16 protein-coding genes and 2 pseudogenes are annotated in these 21,367 nt (G+C 41.6%); 5 read left to right on the top strand and 13 right to left on the bottom strand.

Annotation, left to right across the window (positions count from 1 at the left end):
- The first annotated feature begins 81 nt into the window (after window positions 1-81).
- Window positions 82-468, top strand: coding sequence for a hypothetical protein (locus tag V7K40_RS32280; RefSeq protein WP_334966958.1), 387 nt, complete (start codon window positions 82-84; stop codon window positions 466-468).
- A 101-nt stretch (window positions 469-569) separates the two neighbouring features.
- On the opposite strand, the gene V7K40_RS32275 is transcribed toward V7K40_RS32280, so the two are convergent.
- Window positions 570-1,490 (bottom strand): potassium channel family protein, encoded by a 921-nt coding sequence (locus V7K40_RS32275; RefSeq protein WP_334966957.1) that lies wholly within the window; start codon window positions 1,488-1,490, stop codon window positions 570-572.
- A 680-nt stretch (window positions 1,491-2,170) separates the two neighbouring features.
- Here V7K40_RS32275 and V7K40_RS32270 point away from each other — a divergent pair.
- Together V7K40_RS32270 and V7K40_RS32265 are read left to right on the top strand one after the other, a co-directional pair.
- A complete protein-coding gene (locus V7K40_RS32270) occupies window positions 2,171-3,805 on the top strand; it encodes an alpha-D-glucose phosphate-specific phosphoglucomutase (RefSeq protein WP_334966956.1) in 1,635 nt (544 codons plus the stop codon).
- A 639-nt stretch (window positions 3,806-4,444) separates the two neighbouring features.
- Window positions 4,445-4,666, top strand: coding sequence for a hypothetical protein (locus V7K40_RS32265; protein WP_334966955.1), 222 nt, complete (start codon window positions 4,445-4,447; stop codon window positions 4,664-4,666).
- A gap of 302 nt (window positions 4,667-4,968) precedes the next feature.
- On the opposite strand, the gene V7K40_RS32260 is transcribed toward V7K40_RS32265, so the two are convergent.
- The 9 genes and pseudogenes from V7K40_RS32260 to V7K40_RS32220 all read right to left on the bottom strand — a co-directional run bounded on the left by V7K40_RS32260 (window position 4,969) and on the right by V7K40_RS32220 (window position 15,643).
- Complete coding sequence (locus tag V7K40_RS32260; RefSeq protein ID WP_334966954.1) at window positions 4,969-6,189, bottom strand: acyl-CoA dehydrogenase family protein; 1,221 nt, start codon at window positions 6,187-6,189, stop codon at window positions 4,969-4,971.
- Between the two features lie 250 nt (window positions 6,190-6,439).
- The gene (locus tag V7K40_RS32255; protein WP_334966953.1) at window positions 6,440-7,459 is read right to left on the bottom strand and encodes an iron-siderophore ABC transporter substrate-binding protein; all 1,020 of its coding nucleotides are present in this window, start codon (window positions 7,457-7,459) and stop codon (window positions 6,440-6,442) included.
- Between the two features lie 170 nt (window positions 7,460-7,629).
- Window positions 7,630-8,421: an ABC transporter ATP-binding protein gene (locus V7K40_RS32250; protein ID WP_334966952.1), complete on the bottom strand. Its 792-nt coding sequence runs from the start codon at window positions 8,419-8,421 to the stop codon at window positions 7,630-7,632.
- A 425-nt stretch (window positions 8,422-8,846) separates the two neighbouring features.
- Complete coding sequence (locus tag V7K40_RS32245) at window positions 8,847-9,887, bottom strand: iron ABC transporter permease (RefSeq protein ID WP_334966951.1); 1,041 nt, start codon at window positions 9,885-9,887, stop codon at window positions 8,847-8,849.
- Window positions 9,884-10,903 carry an iron ABC transporter permease gene (locus V7K40_RS32240; RefSeq protein ID WP_334966950.1) on the bottom strand — a complete coding sequence of 340 codons (1,020 nt, stop codon included), beginning with the start codon at window positions 10,901-10,903 and terminating at the stop codon, window positions 9,884-9,886. The genes V7K40_RS32245 and V7K40_RS32240 overlap by 4 nt, the downstream gene beginning before the upstream one ends.
- A 231-nt stretch (window positions 10,904-11,134) precedes the next feature.
- Window positions 11,135-11,422: pseudogene (locus tag V7K40_RS32235) on the bottom strand (hypothetical protein); the annotation flags it as partial.
- A gap of 231 nt (window positions 11,423-11,653) precedes the next feature.
- Window positions 11,654-12,406 (bottom strand): alpha/beta fold hydrolase, encoded by a 753-nt coding sequence (locus V7K40_RS32230; RefSeq protein WP_334966949.1) that lies wholly within the window; start codon window positions 12,404-12,406, stop codon window positions 11,654-11,656.
- 68 nt (window positions 12,407-12,474) lie between these two features.
- Window positions 12,475-15,090, bottom strand: a complete 2,616-nt coding sequence (locus tag V7K40_RS32225) for a TonB-dependent siderophore receptor (protein ID WP_334966948.1) — start codon at window positions 15,088-15,090, stop codon at window positions 12,475-12,477.
- A gap of 400 nt (window positions 15,091-15,490) precedes the next feature.
- Complete coding sequence (locus tag V7K40_RS32220) at window positions 15,491-15,643, bottom strand: hypothetical protein (protein WP_334966947.1); 153 nt, start codon at window positions 15,641-15,643, stop codon at window positions 15,491-15,493.
- Between the two features lie 558 nt (window positions 15,644-16,201).
- Between V7K40_RS32220 and V7K40_RS32215 the strand changes: the two are divergent.
- Window positions 16,202-16,545, top strand: a pseudogene (locus tag V7K40_RS32215) (transposase); the annotation flags it as partial.
- 103 nt (window positions 16,546-16,648) lie between these two features.
- Here V7K40_RS32215 and V7K40_RS32210 read toward each other — a convergent pair.
- The gene (locus tag V7K40_RS32210; protein ID WP_334966946.1) at window positions 16,649-17,206 is read right to left on the bottom strand and encodes a hypothetical protein; all 558 of its coding nucleotides are present in this window, start codon (window positions 17,204-17,206) and stop codon (window positions 16,649-16,651) included.
- 39 nt (window positions 17,207-17,245) lie between these two features.
- A complete protein-coding gene (locus V7K40_RS32205) occupies window positions 17,246-17,380 on the bottom strand; it encodes a hypothetical protein (protein WP_334966945.1) in 135 nt (44 codons plus the stop codon).
- Between the two features lie 275 nt (window positions 17,381-17,655).
- Between V7K40_RS32205 and V7K40_RS32200 the strand changes: the two genes are divergently transcribed.
- Window positions 17,656-20,445 (top strand): CHASE2 domain-containing protein, encoded by a 2,790-nt coding sequence (locus V7K40_RS32200; RefSeq protein ID WP_334966944.1) that lies wholly within the window; start codon window positions 17,656-17,658, stop codon window positions 20,443-20,445.
- A 26-nt stretch (window positions 20,446-20,471) separates the two neighbouring features.
- Here the strand turns inward: V7K40_RS32200 and V7K40_RS32195 are convergent, their stop codons facing one another.
- A complete protein-coding gene (locus V7K40_RS32195; protein ID WP_334966943.1) occupies window positions 20,472-21,164 on the bottom strand; it encodes a DUF928 domain-containing protein in 693 nt (230 codons plus the stop codon).
- Window positions 21,165-21,367 lie beyond the last annotated feature (203 nt).

Raw genomic sequence — 21,367 nt, 5'->3', positions numbered from 1 at the left:
AGATAAGTTGACAGCTTCTCAGGTTAAATCTATTGCAGGTTGGAATTTTATTTTGCAGGCTTTATTTGTATCAGGTTTTTCGTGAAATGGTATAACCATGATATTCCTTGGATTAGTACTGATGATATTGGCGATGAGGCAGCAAACTATTTACTTGATGATGCTTGGGCAGGGCAGTGGACTCGTAATCTGATGGGGCCAGAAAATTTAACGCTCGTTGAAACAACTGCTATGCTTTCACAAGTGCTTGATCGTTCTATCAAGTATGTTCAGGTGACTATTGAATCAATACAGCAGTACCTTGCATCGACAGGAGCGACACCTGATGTACAACGAGAGCTAGGAAATCTGTTCCGCGCTCTTGGCAATCCTGATGGGGTTTACGCTACAGTACGAACACCTGAAGCACTGACACCAACAACGTTTGAGCAGTTTGCAAAATATAAACTACTGCCAAACATCTGCTGAATGCCATTATCAATACCTCTGTGACACTACTGCACTCGCTCCAGGTTCGAGATAGCTATCAAGTCTACGAATCAGTGACTTGAGGTTGAGCAAGGCGATCATCAGTCCGTTTTCCGGCGAAATCGGCGAGCAAGCGGATGAGGAGCAGGGAAAGTATGATCAGTCCACAAGGGCGGTTTGGTGGCGAAGTATTCAACTAACGTGTTGAGTAAGCTGCTGTAAGCGGAGTGCATCTCCAAAAACTTTTGCCAGGCCGATTCTGCATCCTTTAGCACAAAACCCGCCTGTGCTAAACTTGCCCGTGACTGCTCAAATTGTTCCCGATCAACTTCGAGTATGCCTGCTAAGGGAAGTTGAAACAACTGATGCAGATCCAGAACAATACGACAGCCCATTCGGTGCATCAAATACGCTCGACCGCTATGCTCAGTTTGCACGGTAGTAAGCAACAGTGTACAAGCGTCAAGCATTGCACCGAGTGTACTAATCCAGGAATCATCTTCCAGAGTCGAGCGAAAAAACGAGAGAATCGGATAAGCGCGATGGCTCTCCAAAATTTCCGCTGCCCAAACTTCCCAATCGCCAATGTCACCAGGCAGTTGGTCAAGAATCTTTAACCGAGTATAAGTTTCCAACAACGTCACCCCCGATGGAGGACTGCCAGCTCGGGCCTCGACGAGATTGACAAAAACTTCCCGATGCTGTAAGGAACTGTAGAGTGAGAATAAAAACGCGATCACAAGCGACATCACTGCCAATCCCGATCCTGCTGCCGTCAGCATTACCACCCGCGCAATCCCGAAAGCGACAAAATCGCCAAATCCAAGGGTGAACAGCGAGGTTCCCGCCACGTAAAGGGCACTACCAAAATCTCGAATCGCAGGTTGAATGGAGTCTTGCAAAGCGTACAGGATTAGTCCGTACCCAAAGATCAATGTAATCACCCAAACTGTAAGCAGCAGCATCAACGATAACGGCGCGAATATTCCCAATAAATACTCCTGCCGCTTGCCGGCGTGCAAACTTAGTTTTCGCCACGGCAACCAAAATCATCTGATCAGCAGCGATGAAATTCTAAATGTGCGCGGTGAGCGACGAGGAACGATCACCACCTGAAATACATCAAACGACACAATGACAATAATTAAGATACCGATACTTGCCTCACATATCGCCATTGTTTGATTGCCTGAGTCTGAACTTTTACCTTTGACAAAAATTGTAAACTATGCATAGCAATATTTTTGAAGATTCTGACTCAAATGGCAAGCTCGAAAAGCTCTAAACTTATGTACAATAAACATTACAGCTTTCTCTTCGCTATTAAATAGAATCCCCTATTAATTTTGGATACTGATGAACTATTGTTACTACACCAGCATTAATCGAATCTCAAATCTAGTCTGCACACTTCCTGCGAGGCTAACGAATTTGCGGAGGCGATCACCCAATTACACCTGATCGGGGTTCAAGAAGAACAGCACCGTCAAGCGTTGTTTTCTGCCTGTGGGGTTGCCTAATAAGCACCAAAAAATCGCCCCTCGACTTGCGGCAAAATACTCCCCAATTTTAGGCACGATTTGCGATAAAAGTATTCGATTCTATGTTGCTTTCTCTTCCCTTTTTTGTATTTGCAGATAATTCATAAAATATTATTCTTATGCAAAGCTGTAAAAGAAAAATGCTTTGTTAAACATTATCTATGAACATACGTAAAGTCTCTACTACTCCCTTAAGCGGCCAAAAACCTGGTACTTCTGGGCTGCGTCAATCAGTTAAGGTTTTTCAGCAGCCCCACTACCTGGAAAATTTTATCCAATCCATCTTCGATTCTATAGGGGACTTGCGCTTTCAAACCCTAGTTCTGGGTGGTGATGGTCGTTATTACAATCGCCAAGCCATTCAAATCATTTTGAAAATGGCTGCGGCCAATGGCATTGGGCGCATTAAAGTTGGTCAACAGGGAATATTGTCTACTCCTGCGACTTCCGTTATTATTCGCAAGCACCAGGCTATTGGTGGTATCATCTTGTCCGCTAGCCATAATCCGGGCGGGCCAAATGGTGACTTTGGCGTGAAATATAACATTAGCAATGGTGGTCCAGCACCGGAAAAGGTGACTTTAGCTATCTACGAGCGCAGTAAAGTCATTGATAGCTACCAAATTCTGGAAGCACCAGATGTAGATTTAGAAACTTTGGGTAAGTCACATTTAGGAGAGACGCTAGTTGAGGTAATTGACTCCGTAGATGATTATCAAGAGTTAATGGAGTCCCTGTTTGATTTTGAACGGATTCACCAATTGTTGACAAGAGGAAATTTTCGGTTCAGCATCGATGCCTTACATGCAGTGGCTGGTCCTTATGCCCATGCCATTTTCGAGCAACGTTTGGGCGCACCAGTGGGAACAGTGCGTAATGGTACACCCATGGAAGATTTTGGCGGCGGACACCCTGATCCAAATCTGGTTTATGCCCATGAGTTGGTAGATATTTTGTACGCAGAGAATGCGCCAGACTTTGGGGCAGCTTTTGATGGAGATGGCGATCGCAATATGATCTTAGGGCGTAAGTTCTTTGTCACCCCTAGCGATAGCCTTGCAGTTTTAGCCGCAAACGCCAAGCTAGTCCCTGGTTATAGTGCAGGTTTAGCCGGAGTAGCGCGATCAATGCCTACTAGCCAAGCAGTGGATCGAGTTGCTGCTCAGATTGGGATTGAATCCTATGAAACACCCACTGGTTGGAAGTTTTTCGGCAATCTCTTAGACGCGGGTAAAGCTACTCTCTGCGGTGAAGAAAGTTTTGGTACTGGTTCTAGCCATATCCGCGAAAAAGATGGGTTATGGGCTGTGCTGTTTTGGCTGAATATTCTAGCAGTCCGGCAACAATCTGTTGAGCAGGTTGTACGGGAACACTGGCAAATCTATGGACGCAATTATTACTCTCGTCATGACTATGAAGAGATAGAAACAGGGCAAGCAACCAATTTAATTGAAAGATTGCGTTCTTTATTGCCAACTCTCAAAGGTAAGCAATTCGGTAACTATCAAGTTGAATACAGTGATGACTTTAGTTATACCGACCCTGTTGATAGCAGCGTTAGCGAGCAACAAGGTGTTCGCATTGGTTTTACCGATGGCTCTCGAATTGTAATGCGACTTTCTGGTACGGGGACTCTTGGTGCAACCTTAAGAGTTTATCTAGAAAGCTACGAGCCAGATCCCGCAAAACATGATCTTGAGCCACAGCTTGCACTTGCTTCTTTAATTACTATTGCCCAGGAGATAGCCCAGATCCGCTTACTGACAGGACGGGAACAGCCAACTGTGATTACCTAGTACAAAGCTCTTGATAGTTTTGAGGTTTGTAATCAGCACGAAGCGTGCTTAGAAAATAACTACGCTTTGTGCTTATACAACGCTTTTCCCCTACACCCCACGCCCTTACACCCCTACCTCCAGTCCTGACAAGGGTTTCATGTTTTCTTCGTGACATTGGGTTAAGGGGCAACAGCCGCGATCGCCTCAGTCTCTCCATGCACTTATCGACAGGTTGCCAATCCTAAAGATACCGACAGGAGAACAGGAGGACTTACACCAGCAGACAGCATCAAGATTACCTAAAGCCCGAAGAAGTTTTGGAGTGTGATACCAATTCTCCGTGAGCTTGCACTTAATGATTACTCCTTCTGTCAAGGCGTACAAGGCGTACTTGGTGAATCAGCGCTCTCCGGCGGGTTTCCCGCCGTAGGCGACTGGTGTTAGCGCCACGGAGAGCGAGTCTTCTCCCTACAGCCCTTTGGGCATCCTACGGCAGGCGCTAGCCTCTCCCTTTGGGAGAAGGGGAGACGCCTTGGGCGAACGAGCGTCACCCGTTCGCCCAAGGCGCTCCCGCAGGGTAGGGCGGTTCGTTTAATAATTAAGTGCATCTTCATAGCGAATTGGTGTGAGAAGTTCCGCATACAGGACACTTATGGGATGAGCCTAACCTCTGAACTAGTGGAGAAAGATGACTCTGGGAAGTTGATACCGAAGATTGTCGCGCTGGAGGCGATATTGGCAGCGCCTCTTGAGATGATCAACGATGACGACCTTGGGCAAGAGTGTGTTTCACCGTCGGCTATTGTGGTGGAGAGGGATAAGGGGGAAAGGGAGCGGTTAGCTATTTGCACTGACTGGAGCAATCATTCTACGGTGTGATCATTCGTAAGAGGTTAAGGTTATATACAATTTGTCAATAAGCAATCATACTTAAAATATTGCTAAAATTGGGGTCGGAAACAGAATTTTTAGGCAGGCATCGCTTCCTGGTTGATTACGATTTCAAAGGCTTAAGATAATTCATCAAATGCCTTACGGTTTAGCCCAGTAAATGCCCTCAGTAGTCCGTCTTCTTTCATCACCTGATTGACGTTTAGCATTTTTCTGTCTCATTCCAATCGCCAATCGTTACTTTACCTTATTAAGCGACAAGTCTAATGTTTTTTTTATAATTATATTAATTACTCTATAAGGTTTTCTTGGCGAGTTGGGTGGGTGTTGAAATAGGCCCGATCAAAAGATTGCCCCAGAATCTCCTGACCAATTGAGGATAAAACGCGATCGCAATTATCATGTAATACGTAAAAGGATAAATCTCGCAATATTCGCTCCACAGGACTCGGTTTAATCAATGAGCGAGCTCCACAAGCGTGTATGCAGTCATTCACCGTTTCCAAAGCTAGTTGTTCAGTTATGTAACGAGCGCGATTGCCTGCTTGTTTCGCCTCTAAGACCTGGCCTGTTTCCCAAAGAGTAGCTACTTGCCGCAGCCAGAGATGCATAGTATCTATATTAATTGCTGCCTTAGCAATTCGATGTTGTACGTAGGGGTCGTGTCCTTTTTGCTGTTTGTTGATATATGCTAAAGCATAATCATAAGCTCCTTCAGCAGCTCCAAGAAAAGCAGCGCCATACAGAGGCGTAAACCGCGTTTGCCACTCCTGTTGGATGTACTGTCCTGGATAGCCAATCAAGTTTTCTTTAGGGATGAAAGTACTTTCAAAGCGAACTAAGTAACTGACTGTACCTCTCATCCCAATTGGCTGCCACCAACTATTATCAAAGCTAATACTGGGGTCGGATAAGTTGCAGGCTAGTAACAACACTGATGTCGGTGAGCCATTACCATGACGCGCTCCCCCAGGCCCTGCTGTGTTGACCAAGAGAATTGCCCACTGTGCTTCTGGGGCACTGGTAGCGAATACCTTTGTGCCATCAATGATATATCCCTCATCTACCACTTGAACACTTGTGCCAAGGCTGGCTTCTTGACCTGGAATCTGAGACTGGGGTTCTCCACTCCAAGCCGCCCATTTCTCGCCATGCTGGACAATACCCTCAAACCAGCGCTTTTTTTGAGACTCATTAGCCATAGCCGCTAGTAAAACTTGGGCATTTGCGTGTCCTTCCCAGCAACGGGCTAAGGATAAATCCACTTTTGCCAGTTCCTTAGTCATCATCCATAGGGTAAAGATATCGCTATCATGTCCTAACCCTAAACCACCGTATTCAGTCGGCACAACAGGCGCATTCAGACCTGCTTGAAAAAGGTCTTCAAAATCTTCTCTTGGGAAGCTACCATTGTAGTCATAACCAGCGGCGCGAGAGGCGAACTTATCGCGTGCAAGTTGGCTAATGCGCTCAATCAGAGTTTGCTTGTTGAGAGTTAGATTGAATATCATTTAATAGGTTTCATCGACTTGTTTTTGGTTACTAATCTTACATTTTGCACCAGTTGGTTTATGGCAATTTGTCTAAGTAGGTTATTTGAATGCGGTATGAATAATAATATTGACAAATAAAAACAGCATGAGTAATATGCATGAATAAGAACATATTAGATACTGTTTGCCTTTTATCGTGTGGGCTTGAGACTGATAAGTCGAAAATTAACCACCAATAAAAATGATGTTAGACTTTTGCACGCTTTATTCATTTATTCCTAGTTTCTTCCAGTGGGTGCAAGATATAATTAGATAAATCATCAATAACTCGATTAGCTGATATGTAGCTACCTGTAAGCCAATAATAATCATCAACTACATAAACTTTACCCTGCTTAACAACATTAAGCTTTGACCACAGAGGTTCTGCCATGAGTTTCTTGACAGCTATCTTTGACTGTGGAGGGTCTTTGAAGCCGTAGCGCACTAGAAATAGAATATCACCATCTATCTGGGTGAGGACTTCTGGAGAGATGTTGTAGCCAACAGGGTTGCCTGCTTTTTTTTGAGTTGCTTTAGCATCCAAATTTTGCGAAAGAGGACGGATTAAACCAGCATCCTCTAAAATTACTCCAGAGAATGCACCCTTGGTTAAGGGGTTAATCGTCTCTGGGATCAGGCGCACAACGGAAACTAAAGTTTTTTTGAGTCGGGAACTTATCTTTTGTTTCAACTCGGTTAAGCGTGCGTTATAGTTATCCATTAAACGTTTTGCTGTTTCGGTTTTCCCCAGAGCTTTTGCTGCTGGCATAAACGGTTGTTTCCAGTCTCCATTGCTTTGCACTTTCAGCAGAACGGTGGGTGCAATGTGAGACCATAAACTGTAAGTATCCCGGTTCCGCGTCGTACCTAAGATCAAGTCCGGCTTGAGAGTTATAACCTTCTCCATGTTCGGTGGTGTCAGAACCGCACCAATGTTTTCAACGCCTGGGTGCTTATCGTCTAAACCTAGCCCTTGGAGAGTTTTAGTTGGATCTGGAGCACCTATCAGATTGGCTCCCAGAGCTAGAGGTATTTCCACAAGCCACGGATCTATGACTACAACTCGTTGAGGATGAACGGGAACTAAAGTCTGACCCATTGCGTGTTTGATTACGTGGACGGGGACAGGTGATATTTGATTTGAGGGAACAACGGCTATATCGCGGGTTGATAATTGACGACCAAAGGAACTGCAAGCAGAAATCACCAATAGCGTAAGCAGCACAACAAAGCAGAACTTAGGCATATACAGTCAAGAAGATACAGGTGATGTTAGAGCGATCACGTATTGGCTGTGCAAGAGATTATGTTGCAAAAACTTACAAAAAACAAAAGGTCTGTAGAAAAATGTCTGTTTTTTTCAACTCCTGCACGCATCAATATATTGTGTATGCTCTATCTCAAGACCCTGTGCCATCATTTCTTTTTTAAAGGTAAACACAAAGGTGTTCCTACTACTGGGTCTGGTACAATTCGACAAGCTAATCCAAACACCTCCTGCACCATTTCTTCTGTCATAACGTCTGCTGGAGTTCCATAAGCCATAACAGCGCCATCACGTAAAGCTACTAGCTGATGAGCATAACGACACGCCTGATTCAGGTCATGCAACACCATGACAATTGTCCGCCCCTCAAGTTGATTCAAATCCCACAGTAACTCTAGCACCTCCACTTGATGAGCTAAATCTAAAAAAGTTGTCGGTTCATCCAACAAGAGAATCTGCGTATCTTGCGCTAAAGTCATGGCTATCCAAGCACGTTGTTTCTGTCCACCCGAAAGGGTATCTACGGCTCTATGGGCTAATTCGTTGAGGTCTGTAGTTGTTAGTGCTTTGCGGACTTGACGTTCGTCTTCAGTTGTCCAAGATTGCAGCCAACTTTTTTGATATGGATAACGACCTTGTGCTACCAAGTCTCTCACAGTCAAACCTTCTGGTGCAACTGGTCCTTGAGGAAGAATACCGAGTTGCTGTGCAACTTTGGTCGTTGACTGTCGAAAAATATCAGCACCATTGAGATATACAGTACCAGTATGGGGTTTGAGTAATCTGGCTAAACCTCGCAGTAGAGTAGATTTCCCACAACCATTGGGGCCAACTAGAGCAGTAATTTGTCCTGTGGGAATCAATAAGTTAAGACCGGATATGATGGGTTTGCCATCATAAGCCAGACCCAGATGTTGGGTTTCAAGGACTGTGTTGTCCATAAGACTTTCTGATTGCAAGGATAATTGATCTAAAGTACATAGCCGCAAAGTAGCTGCTGGCAGATCGCATTACCGCATAGCGCGTTGTTGCGTTCGCCCTACAGCCCTTCCCTAACGGGACGCCTTACGGCGAACGGGCATCCTACGGCAGGCGTTGGCAAAGCTATCGCTTTTGAATCCAACTTAATGATTCTTGGCAGGGGAATGACCAAAATCTAATCGATCAAGCTAGTCAAAATGCTGGAGCAAAGCATCTTGTAAAAATCTGGTTATCAGAAACCAAATATTCCCCTAAAGTTAACGATCGCCTTTGAGGATAGATATTTAGATCATATTAGATCATATTAGATCATATTACCAATAATATTGGGTACTTAGTCCTCCGCTTGGTAAAGATACTCTGACATTAGATTCTCCTTTGCTACTCATCTTTGCCGTCTTTGATACAGTAAATAGATAAAAAAAGGCGCTCCTAAGGCAGCAGTTAGCAAACCACATGGCAATTCTGTCGGAGAAAATAAAGTCCTACCCAAAAAATCTGCTGCTGCTACCAGTAATCCTCCGATTAAAGCAGCAACTGGCAATAAATTTTGATGTATTGACCCAACAAGTTTACGTGCTAAATGGGGAGCCATTAATCCAATAAAGCCAATTGTGCCGGCGATCGCCACACTTGACCCAGCCAGTGCTACACTTACTAACAATAATTTGCTCCTTTGCCATGTGATCCGGCTACCGAGTCCTTTGGCTACAGCATCACCCAGTTGCAGAGTATCCAGTTGCCGTGCCAGCAGTAAAGCCAAGGGAACGAAGATAACTATCCAAGGTAGCAATTGCCAGACTTGCTCCCAACTTTTACCAGCGACACTACCCGCCAACCAAACCAATGCTCTAGTAACATCATTGATTTGACCAAAAGTTAGCATCAAAGTTGTAAAAGCTCCCATAATTGCTGCTAATGCTACTCCCACTAAAACCAATCGCAGAGGTGATTTTTCTCCTGTCCCAGCTAGCAAGTAGATCAAACACGCTACAACAAAAGCACCACTAAAGGCAGCAAAGGGTAAATACATAGTCGGTACAGCCGGGAATAATACGATTAAGGTAACAGCTGCTAAAGCTGCACCTGCATTTACCCCAACAATGCTAGGGTCAGCTAAAGGATTACGTGTCAATCCTTGTAAAATTGCACCCGCAACTGCCAAGCCCACTCCTACCAACCAGGAGATTAACACTCTCGGTAAACGCAAAGTGACAACAACAAAGGGAGATTCTGCGTCTTGAGTTGGTAAACCAACAACAGCTTTCACTATGTCTACTGGCGGCACAGGATAATCTCCTAAACTAAGACTCATTCCCAAGACTGCGAGCGTAAGTAATAGCAGTAGTAACAATGCTCTAATTACAGGCTGGTTACTAACTATTGAATTTTGAATTTTAAATTTTGAATTTTGAATTGTTATCATTCTCTTTTCACCCGCCAACGCACTAAATACAACAAAAAGGGCGCTCCTAACAGTGCTGTCATTACGCCAACAGGCAATTCTTGGGGTCTAATTAACCAACGGGCTGCTAAGTCTGCCCATATTAGTAAACCTGCACCAAACACGGCTGTACAAGGCAATACCCAACGATAATCAACACCCATTACTCCCCGCGCCAGATGGGGAACTACCAGACCCACAAAGCCGATAGGCCCTGCTAGTGCTACAGCACTACCTGCTAATATGACAACGCTTGATGCTGTTGCCAACTTGATCCAACCTGTTTGCTGACCTAAGCTTGTAGCCACCGATTCTCCTAAACTGAGGACGTTGATTTGTCTACTCAAGGCAAAAGCTGTTAATAGCCCTACTATCATCCAGGGGAGTACAGTCAGGAATAGATTGAAGTCTCGTCCTGCTAGAGAACCTGCTAACCAGAAGCGGACTTCTTCAAGAGTGCGTGAGCTTAAAATTAGTCCACCTGTAGTAATTGAAGATAGCAAGGCAGTTATAACTGCACCAGCAATAGTGAGATTCAATGGTGTTGAGCCTCCATGTCCAAGTGAACCGAGGGAATAAACTGCGATCGCTGCTATTAAGGCTCCGATAAATGCTACAAGGGTAATTAGAGGTGCTGAAGATGTACCCAAACCAAAAACCACTGTCACCACTGCTAAGGCTGCACCTGCATTGATCCCTAAGATTCCTGGTGCGGCTAGGGGATTTTGGGTTAGTCCTTGCATCAATGCTCCGGCTATAGCCAAACTAGCACCAACCATACTTGCAATCAGTGTACGTGGTAGGCGCATTGAGCGGATAATTATGTGTTCAGTGGAGTCATCATAATTAGTAAATGCAGTCAGTATTTTGGCAATGGGAATGTCAGCAGCACCATAAGAAATGCTGGCAAAAATACCCAACAATACTACTAAGATACCTATGCATAAGCTCAATATGCGAATATAGTATTTTTGCGGACGAGAAATATTTGTGTTCATGGATTCGTGACAAGAGTTAGCTTCGTTTCGCTGCTTTTTCTAAACCTTAAGTATAATTACTAGTTGACAAAAGTAAGGTTATCTTAATCTCTCATCGATGACCAAAGATTTGTGCAATCAAGCCAAAAGAAATGAGGTTACGCTTTTGCACGCTTTATTTGTTTACTCCTGGTTTCTTCCAGTGGGTGTAAAAAAGAAGATACAGGTGATGTTAGATAAGGTAAACGCGTCTCAAATACTATTGACAAGCGGATTTAGAGACCTCCAGAAATGTTGAGATAAACAACCAGCAAGAATAGTAAGCATATAATTATTATCCATTGTGGCTCGATTTGATTTTTGGCGATTACTGCGTTTAAAAGATTTCTCTCGATTCAAACACCCTCTAAGGGCAATCCGTCGTAAAAGAGCAAGATTCTGTGGTGCATATCCAGTACGAATACGGTAACCATCTTTATCGAAGGTGACGTCCATTGTCCAGTGTAAACCATTCTCAATACCCCAATGGAGACGAATAGCCTATTTTCAGCTTACTACCTGCTCCTTTCCTTATCCCGAACTCAGGTTAAGTTATGTTAGAGCGATCGCTCGCGTCTTGATTGTGCAAGAGGAATCCGGGGTATATATAGCAGTCCTAAATCATTCGTGAAAAGTTAGATCCTCGACAACTTTTACGAAGTCAGGGATCTGGACAACGTTAATTTTCACAAATCAGATAGGATTCCTATATACGTCTCTAAAGAATACTTGTTAATTTGTCAAATTTTGAGAAATTAGTTGAGATTTCAGCATTGATTGTAGATGATATGGTCGCCAGAAGCTCAACATTTGTTCGCAAACTTGTTGAGGATAAAAGTAGTGAAAAAAATGATAACCTTTGGGACATTCCCACAGATTATCTTCAGATTTAAGCTCTTTTAACCAGCCTTTTAAGGCAGGTAAATTAACAATAGGATCATCTTTACTACCACATACCATTATAGGCATATTAACCCCACCTTCAGGTAACTCAATTAACTTAAAAAGAGAGTGTAAAAGAGGGGATTGTTCTAAATCTTTAGATAATATAGCCATTAACTTTTTAGTAGTATTATGAGGTTGCTCACCAAATAGATGACGAACACAGCTTGCTAAAACTTGCTCACGACTCATAGTAAAGAATTTTCTTTGCAGATAATAGTGGATATGCCAAGTATTAGCAGGTTGAGAAGCTACAGCCAATAAGACCAACGATCGCACTTTTTGAGGATAGCGACGAGCAAAAGTTAAAGCGATCGCACCACCCGCACCATGACCTGCTAAATGTATAGGATGAGAATAGTGTGCTAAGAATTCATACATCAAATCTACAGCTTCATCTATGGAACTACCTTCATCTTTATGGTGATGATATTCCCACTGATCCACATTCATATACTGCGATATGTATTGTAGTAATGGTTGATCAAAACGCTGCAATACATGACTAGAACTGATCCAAACAACATCGATATCATCAGACATAAATACTCTAAAACATCAAGATTTGGGAATAATCAATTTTTCAAGCGTGCCATTCGACTATTGTCCTGTCAAAACTCCCAACTTACCGTTCCCTCCACAATAAATGAATCTTCAGGATAAACAAGGTTGATATTTCGGGCGGTGAAGTACTGAACATCGGACAGATTCTTGAGGTTAAGCGCGAAGCGAAGGCGATCTAGTCGATAGTAGACAGCAGCATCAAGGCGTAAATAACTGGGTACACTAAACGAGTTGCTCAGATCCCCCTGCCGATCGCCGACATAGAATAAACCTAGTCCAAACCCTAACCCTTGTAAATTCCCCTTAGCAAAGGTGTAAGTTGTCCACAAACTCGCGCTATTCTCAGGAACGTTCACTAGTTGATTGCCAATAGTAGATAGGTTGCTGTCCTTTGTCACCTGTCCATCTGTATAAGCATAGGAAGCAATCACATTCCAGCCTGGTAATATCTTTCCTGTGACATTGAGTTCAATACCTCGGCTGCGTTGTTCCCCTGTTGCGATAGAGTAGTTTAGATGATTAGGGTCAGTCGTCAAAATATTGGATTGAGTCAGTTGATACAAAGCCAGGGTTGAAGACAGCTTCCCACTGAAGAAATCAGCTTTAACTCCTACTTCATATTGAGTACCACGACTAGGTTCAAATAAATTACCCTCGAACGTAGTTCCAATATTCTGGAAGAATGATTCACTGTAACTGGCATAGAGTGAAACGGGTGGGATAGGCTTATAAACAAAACCTACACGAGGACTAAATGCAAAGTCTGATTGACTTTGATTGCCATTTGCCCTTAAAAAATTGGTAACTTTATTATCGACAAAATCTCCGCGTCCACCCAGAACCAAGTTCAGGTTATTAGTAAGTGAGACTATATCTTGAACATAAAAGCCAAGCTGATCGTTTTTAGTTTTCTGATTAATTCTAGAAACAATACCACTAGGAGGTTGACCGTAGACAGGGTTGAACAAATCTAGAGGAGCAAGAAACCGCATCGTTTGATCAAATTGAACAATATCTCTGTACAAGTCAAAGTCAGCAACTAATTCATGTCCAAGGCTACCAGTTTTAAATTTACCTACCACATGATTGTCTAGAGCATACTCATCATCGGCAGCAGGCGCTCCTATATAGTCTTGCCGTGTGCGGTTTACGCTCCGTTGATCGGCTCGTAGAGAGCTAGGATTGGCAGTATCTGTTCTATATCTTAGAGACCTAATATTAAAAGCATTTACCAAAGACCAATTATCACTAAAGCGATGTTCAAAGTTATAGCCCAATAGCATGGAACGACGATTGTTTGTAGCACCTTCATCTAATGTGTTTACATTGAGTGGAATCTTTCCATTTCGATTAGGCAAGACAGTTCCGACAGCAGGTAGACCCGTTCTATGGGCCTGCTGCTGATCTCGGAACTCACCTTCAAAAGTTAGCTTCGTATTTTTACTTATTTGCCAACTGAAAACAGGTGCAATTAGATAACGCTGATTGTAAAAAAAGTCAACAAAACTTTCTGTGCTGATGTAGGAAGCATTTAAACGATAAAGCAGCGTTTTGTCATAATTAAGAGGGCCAGAGATATCTAAAGTTGGTTGATAGAAACTATAACTGCCAAAAGTCATACTAGTGGCGAAGTAAGGCTCACTCAGTGGCTGCTTGGTGACAAAGTTAATCGTGCCACCCGGATTACCTTGACCGTAAAGCACAGAAGCTGGCCCCCTTAGAACCTCTAACCTTTCAATGTTAGCGAGTTGAGATTGTCCTGATACTGCTCCTGCTGTATAGTCCTTGAGACCGTTGCGAAGGATATTGCTCGTCTGAAAACCTCTAATTGTAAAGACATCACCATTAGTTGGCGAATTAGAGGCTTGGACAACACCAACGCTTCTTAAGGCATCAATAGTATTAACAGCTCCTTGATCTTGCCAACTTTGCCGGGGAACCACCTGAATCGATTGAGGAATGTCGCGTACTGGCGTTGGTGTTTTTGTGGCTGTAGTCGCATCAGGAACGTTATAGCTTCCTTCAGGCGCTGCAATCACCTCTAACTCAATAGGTGGTTGTTCCTCTGGTGTCGGTGTTGGCTGCTGTGCCGTAGATGCAGTACTTGTCACCCCAAACACTAAGCCTTCAGTCTGACTATCAAATAACTCCACTACAGGCGCACCTGTTTCCCCAACTACTGTCACCCGCAGCGTGTTAGGATTCGCATTAGCAACTGTAACTAGTGCAATTCCTGCTACTGGCTTTGATTGTTGAAAACTCTCCCCACTCGCTAATTGCAACTGAGCATTGGGTATATTCACAATGTAGGAATTACCTTCAATTTTCGGTGAAACTGATAACTGCTGAGAATTGGTCGTAACTAAAATTATCTCTATCCCTTTATCTGTAGTGTTCACCTTCACATCTGTGACTGATACGACATTGGTTGTGGCTTGACTGATTTGAGAAACAGAGTTTTGATTTCTGGGTGTCCTTAATAAATATGCGGCACTGCTCTTGGCAAATTGTAACTCGCTGAGACTACGAATCTTTGTAATCGTTTCAATTGCTCTAGTTAAAGTTTTTTGCGATGATAACTGCTGTTCACTAGCATTATTATTTAGGATCTCTTGACCCAAAACTGGTATAGCGTAGACAGATATCGGCTTGGTGATAGACATCGCTAAACAAGAAATAGATAGTAAAACACTGTGCCAAAAAAAGCTAAATTGTTTTTGTAAATACACTCTTCAAACCCTCACACCTAATGGGAGCAATTGTTTGCTCCCCTGCTTCATCCACTTGTATTTCCGCTTTTCAAGCGTGCCATTCATTCATGACTCTAAATATTTACTATTACTTCCTCAATCTTGCTGATGTCATAACCACCAAGAATTTATAATTGCGATCGCACTAGTTGATGTTTTAAGATTAGGACTTACGCACAAGCAACGGAAAATCGAACCACAAAGGACGCAGAGGACACGGAGGAATAAGAGTTTGAGAGGTTTTTTGCGTAAGTCCTAAAGATATTGATAAACTACTGTACTGGTGTTTCTTCCAAGTATTCTTTGAGAATCATCAAGTCGTATCGCGCACTATAAAGTGAATAAATCCCAAACTAAAGGTAGCAGTTATAGATGCCGTACTGATACCCGCACCAGCAATTCCTAATGCTAAAGATAAGGCAACATCTTGATAGTTATAAACGATATGGTCATTGCAAATATTCATATCCTGCTTCATGAGGCTGTATCTCTCCATTACAAAAAGCTGTAGCAGACACATTTAACTATCTAAGTAATAGCAAGGTCTTCTAATCTGCGCCTTTTATACTGGAAGTCCTATTAATGCTTTTGCAATTTTGCCTACATATTGTCAATATACTTGCCAGATTTATGTTTTTGTGGGCGGGAACTCAAGTAATTTCAGACTTTTTGTTCATTTGTTACTGTTTTTTATTCCCCTTTTAGCAAGAATACCATACATAAAGTAAAAATAATTGCCAAAAAATAAAAAGTTTTTCCTGGTATTTTCTTCAGAATTTTGTATTTATAAATACATAAATTTTCCTAATTTTATAAATTAACGATTTAAAACCAAAATATTTTCGTGCAACGTATCCGTGCCTGGATGTTAATCATCAGATTTTTATTCGCGATCGCATCTGAAAATTGGTTACACAGGCAAGAGCATCATTGCAACCGCAGAATCAGACAGTTCTACCACAGGGTTTGAAGCAGTAGTTAGGCATTATAAAGGCAATTTACTCTTGAGTCGCCATTACATAGATTAGCAATAAAAATCGAAACACAACAAGTAGCACAGTTGGTAGAAAGGCCGAAATAGTAGAATATCAAAGATACACGTGTATTTGCAGTGAGTATAGGGAAACACAAACAGCAGACTGGTCACCAGAGATAGTACCAGGACAAGATATAGGAATTCCTGTGTAGTCAAAGGGATAAAAAAATGGTTACAGATTTTTGCCAATACGGACTTCGCTTTATTTCATGCGGCTGATACTCGTTCTCGCGCCGAATTGGAATCAATCCTGGGTTCAAGCTACGAAGGTGTACTTAGTTCTGATGACTATAGCGCCTATAATAGACTCATCCGCAAAAGGTAAATGCTTGCTGTAACTGGATTTGACGGATTTAGTTGAAAATAGCGATATTGATTTGGTATTGAATATCTGCTTCATCAATAGTAATAATTAAAATCCGCTGATCAGGTTGTTCAGTCACAAGTTGCGATCGCAACTTTGGCTTTTTGACCTGCGATTAAGTTTAATTGAGCAATTTTATGACGTTCCGATTGGTCGGTGACAAGCTCAATCCCCTGATTCAAATGATCCACGGTCTCAAATAACCGCTCTGGTGCAGGGTTTTCGAGGATATTTCGCCCGATTTGTAAGTGAACCACTTGTTTGTGGGACTCATCAATTAAAGCATAGGCAGCTTGCTGGACGCGATCATGCAGGAATTTATAATCCTGCACCAAGAGTTGTTCATCTAAGTCAGAGATCGGCACAATTAAACCCCGCTGAACGGCTGTCACTAGCTCCAGGAAAACTTCGTTGTGAATGACATTAGTGGCATGGATTCTGCCCAGAATGTCTGTGAGGTTGATCGCAAGCCGCAGAAAAGTAGGTACAAGCATGGGGCAGAAAAATTCTGGTCGCTGCTGCATCCATCGCTTTAGTGATTTGCCGCCAAAGTCTTCTAAGATAATGACGAGAGTGCGTTGATAGTCCTGCTGGCTGTATGCTTTGACAACTCCCTCCTCTTTGAGCAAACTGGTAATTTCATATTTGTGTCTGTAGCGGGTTAGTTCTTAAAGTGAGGGATAATTTTGCTTGAGAATTTTTACGACGACCGCTAGTCCATCGTCTCTGATGCCCCGATACACTAGAGAATTAGAACTTTCGTAGATATTATCTTGGATAGCAATACCAGGTAGAGCAATCATAGAGCTTTTTGGGAGAATATAATCTGGCATACCTCAAACTATATAGTACTTCTTATTATCAGTTAAAGCTGGAGTAGTAGTTGCAGTCATAGTCAAACCAGATATTCCTCTAGGTCGATTTTCACGCAACTCTTTGACAAAATTCTCTGCAATTACAGCATAATCATATTGTGGTGTGAGATTTGCTCTTAAGCTTGGCTAATTCATTAAATTTACTGTTGGCGTGTATTTGTTCAATGCTGCCAGAATCCATTTAGACATCATCTTATAAACCTATGATTGATTATAAATACCAAGTCGGTGGAAGTTTAACAGTTAATGCACCTAGTTATGTGTTAAGACAAGCAGATTACCTGCTTTATGAAGCTCTTAAGCAGGGAGAGTTTTGCTATATATTGAACTCTCGACAAATGGGTAAATCCTCTCTGCTTGCAAGTACAAAACATCGCTTGGAACAAGAAGGATTTAAATGCAGTACCATTGATATGTCGATTATTGGTACTTCCCATATCACCCCACTCCAGTGGTATAAGAGTGTAGTTGGTGATTTATGGTTAGGTTTTAATTTATTAAATAAAATCAATTTAAAAAGTTGGTGGCGTGAACAAGAAGATATATCTTTACTAGAAAGATTAAGGTGGTTTATTGAGGAATTATTACAGCTTCATTTTCCTGAAAAACGATTATTTATCTTTATTGATGAAATTGATAGTATTTTAAGTTTAGATTTCTCAATTGATGATTTTTTTGCATTGATTCGGTTTTGCTATAATCAACGAGCTATCAATCATGAATATAAACGTATTACCTTTGCTATTTTCGGAGTTGCAACTCCATTGGATTTGATTCAAGATAAAACACGTACACCATTTAATATTGGTAAATCAATAGAAATTCAGGGTTTTAAGCTACAAGAAACTATTCCTTTAACAAAAGGATTGGAAGGAAAAGTAGTTAATCCAAAACTTATTTTAAAAGAGATATTACTTTGGACTGGTGGACAACCATTTCTTACTCAAAAGCTATGTCAAATTGTGGTAAATGAACAATGTAAGAATAGAGATAAATCACTAATAAATAATTCTCAACTATTTATTAGTGATTTAGTTAGGTCACATATTATAAATAATTGGGAGTTTCAAGATGAACCGGAACACTTAAGAACTATAAGTTCGCATCTTCTAGATAACGAGCAAACGGCAGGAAGATTATTAGGAGTCTATCAGCAAATTTTAATGGGTGAAGAAGTCACAATTGATGATATTAGAGAAAAGAATGAGTTAATTTTATCGGGATTGGTTATCATATTTCAAGGAAAAACTCGAATAAAAAATAAAATATATCAAGCTATATTTAATTTAGATTGGGTTGCTAAAAAACTAGAAAATTTACGCCCATATTCTCAAAATCTTAAAAATTGGGTTGATAGTAATCAGCAAGATAGTACTCAACTATTAAGAGATATAAGATTAAAAGAAGCAGTAGCTTGGTCAGAAAATAAAAAGCTTTCTAATATAGACTATCGGTTTCTTGCTACTAGTCAACAGTTGGATAAACAAGAAATTGAAATAAATTTAAACGCTGAAAAAATTGAATTAGAAAAAGCACAGTTTACTCTGGCAGCTGCGAAGGAAGCGAATCGGATTCTGAACCAAGCCCGAAAAGCTGCTAAATTAAATGCTGTATTACACTTTGATAAACTATGTATTGTCAGCTTTGCAATTGGTATTACTAGTTTTATTATCCTGCTACGCTTCATTGGTTTATTACAGGGAATGGAATGGAATATGTTTGATAGCTTTTTGCAACAACGACCCCAAGCAGGAATTGATTCTCGTGTTGTTGTAATTACAATTGATGAACCAGATTTACAAAAAATAGGACAATACCCCATACCTGATAATATTTTGGTTAAAGCGCTGGACAAATTGAAAACTTATCAATCTAAATTAATTGGATTGGATTTATATCGAGATTTGCCAGTAGAACCGGGGTATCAAGAATTAGTAGAATTGTTCAAAACTACTCCCAATCTTATTGGTATTGATAAAGTCGTAGGCACTAAGGTTGCACCAGCAAGAGTATTAGCCCAATTAAACCAGGTGGGTTTTAGTGACCAAGTATTGGATGGAGATGGTAAGGTACGTCGTGCCTTATTGACAGTGCGATCGCCCTTGACGTTGGCGCAGCCAGATACTCGCGGACTCGCTACTGCTACGCTATCGTCAAAAAATCAATTACGGCAGAGTTTGAGTTTACAATTAGCACTACAATACTTAAAAACTCTTGGCATCACTCCTCATCCTCATCCTCAAAATCATCATCATATCCAGCTTGGTAAAGCCTTATTAATACCCTTGCAACCTTTTGACGGAGGCTATGTCCGATCTGATACTGGAGGTTATCAAATTTTACTTAACTATCAAGGTACAGAACAACATTTTCAAAGCTTCTCCATCACAGATTTGTTGCAAGAACGGATACCAAAAGAAAAAATCCAAAATCGTATTGTTTTGATTGGTGCAACAGCTGAAAGTATTAATGATTTTTTTCAAACACCTTATAACAATCGGTTATTTGGATCAGCAAAACAAATGGCAGGAGTATTTATTCATGCTAATACTGTCAGTCAAATATTAACCGCAGCACTACAAGGAAGAGGAATGCTGCGGACTTGGCCTGAGATATGGGAAAGCTTATGGATTTTGCTTTGGTCAGGGATAGGAGCATTAATTGGTTGGCGATTAAAATCACCCAGACAATTAATGTTTGTCGTCACTAGCACTGGACTGGGATTAATCGTGTTTAGTTATCTGGCATTTTTACAAAGTTGGTGGATTCCGATTATTCCTCCATTATTGGGATTAATACTTGCTTCGATCATTCTACCTATGTTTGCAACTAAGCAGCTTGAGAAAATCCAACTCCAGCAAACTCTCAAGTTACTACTTGCGGTTGCAAAAGAGCAACCTGCTGCTGGAAAAATTGCGATTGAATATTTCAAACAAGCAGAAGGCAAAGAAAATCAGCAGTTGATAGATAAGATATTACAACAGGATGATTGACTAAATGATTCGTAATTAATTACGAATTATTTTAATTGGGTATTCTTGGGTTCAGCTTTCTTAGCTTTCTCTATAGTCATAAGCATTTCATACCAGTATCCTCTCTGTGCATACCAGTTTGCTTGACCAATAGTAGTCAACTGGCTCAATTCTCTATCTACTTTGGTAGTTTTTGCAACTCGTTGTACCCAACCTTTAAATATAGGATCGTCTGGTTGCACAGTTTTTCCACAGACAACTACCAATGACCATTCGTAATTTTTACCTACGGTTAGCGGCGTTTTTTCTTTAGGTTGAGTGAAGCTAACAATTCCTCCACTAGCAGTAATAGGTAAAAAAGTTCTTTCATAATAGTTACCCGTTTCATCTTTAAAGGTCAGCACAACCTTCTGTGCTGAAGTTTTGGGTAAGGAAATGAATACGGGAGGATGATCTTGGAAGGTTAACCCAAAGTTACGCTTTGGCATCAAAGGTCTAATGGGCTGTTCATTCTCAGAACACCTTAGCCCATCACGAGAACCTGCACCAACAGTTTCACTTTTTGGTTCTGGCTCTCCAGGTGGTTCAAAAGTCTCTTGAAAAACGAATTGCTCTGGTAGGCTGGCTTTTGATGTGACTGATTCTGATTGCGCCAAACTAGGTAAGGCAAACATCAACAGTTGTAGAGATAAGCCAACAGTAAAAAATTTAAATTGATATGAGGCATTATTTACTATCATTTTATGAAATGTCTGTAGTCAGTGGTCAGTTGTTATTTGTCAGAGTTCAGGTGTTATCGTAAATAAAAGGGTTTAAGACTCCTACGTCTACATGTAGCGCGGAGTCTGAGCCACTTTGCCTTTGATCAGTTACCCTGCGGGAAGCAAGCTACAGTCGGGGTTTAAATCCCCCGAGTTGCTCCTCTTGGGGAGACCGCAAGACT

The sequence above is a fragment of the Nostoc sp. genome, from assembly GCF_036917195.1.
Lineage (GTDB): Bacteria > Cyanobacteriota > Cyanobacteriia > Cyanobacteriales > Nostocaceae > Nostoc.
The sequence above is the reverse complement of the archived record's forward strand: the minus strand, read 5'-3'. Positions and strand labels throughout refer to the sequence as shown.

Coding starts and splice junctions, on each gene's coding strand:
- V7K40_RS32270 (WP_334966956.1), top strand. CDS start 2,171: ATGAACATACGTAAAGTCTCTACTACTCCCTTAAGCGGCCAAAAACCT.
- V7K40_RS32265 (WP_334966955.1), top strand. CDS start 4,445: ATGAGCCTAACCTCTGAACTAGTGGAGAAAGATGACTCTGGGAAGTTG.
- V7K40_RS32260 (WP_334966954.1), bottom strand. CDS start 6,189: ATGATATTCAATCTAACTCTCAACAAGCAAACTCTGATTGAGCGCATT.
- V7K40_RS32255 (WP_334966953.1), bottom strand. CDS start 7,459: ATGCCTAAGTTCTGCTTTGTTGTGCTGCTTACGCTATTGGTGATTTCT.
- V7K40_RS32250 (WP_334966952.1), bottom strand. CDS start 8,421: ATGGACAACACAGTCCTTGAAACCCAACATCTGGGTCTGGCTTATGAT.
- V7K40_RS32245 (WP_334966951.1), bottom strand. CDS start 9,887: ATGATAACAATTCAAAATTCAAAATTTAAAATTCAAAATTCAATAGTT.
- V7K40_RS32240 (WP_334966950.1), bottom strand. CDS start 10,903: ATGAACACAAATATTTCTCGTCCGCAAAAATACTATATTCGCATATTG.
- V7K40_RS32230 (WP_334966949.1), bottom strand. CDS start 12,406: ATGTCTGATGATATCGATGTTGTTTGGATCAGTTCTAGTCATGTATTG.
- V7K40_RS32225 (WP_334966948.1), bottom strand. CDS start 15,090: ATGTCTATCACCAAGCCGATATCTGTCTACGCTATACCAGTTTTGGGT.
- V7K40_RS32220 (WP_334966947.1), bottom strand. CDS start 15,643: ATGAATATTTGCAATGACCATATCGTTTATAACTATCAAGATGTTGCC.
- V7K40_RS32205 (WP_334966945.1), bottom strand. CDS start 17,380: ATGATTGCTCTACCTGGTATTGCTATCCAAGATAATATCTACGAAAGT.
- V7K40_RS32200 (WP_334966944.1), top strand. CDS start 17,656: ATGATTGATTATAAATACCAAGTCGGTGGAAGTTTAACAGTTAATGCA.
- V7K40_RS32195 (WP_334966943.1), bottom strand. CDS start 21,164: ATGATAGTAAATAATGCCTCATATCAATTTAAATTTTTTACTGTTGGC.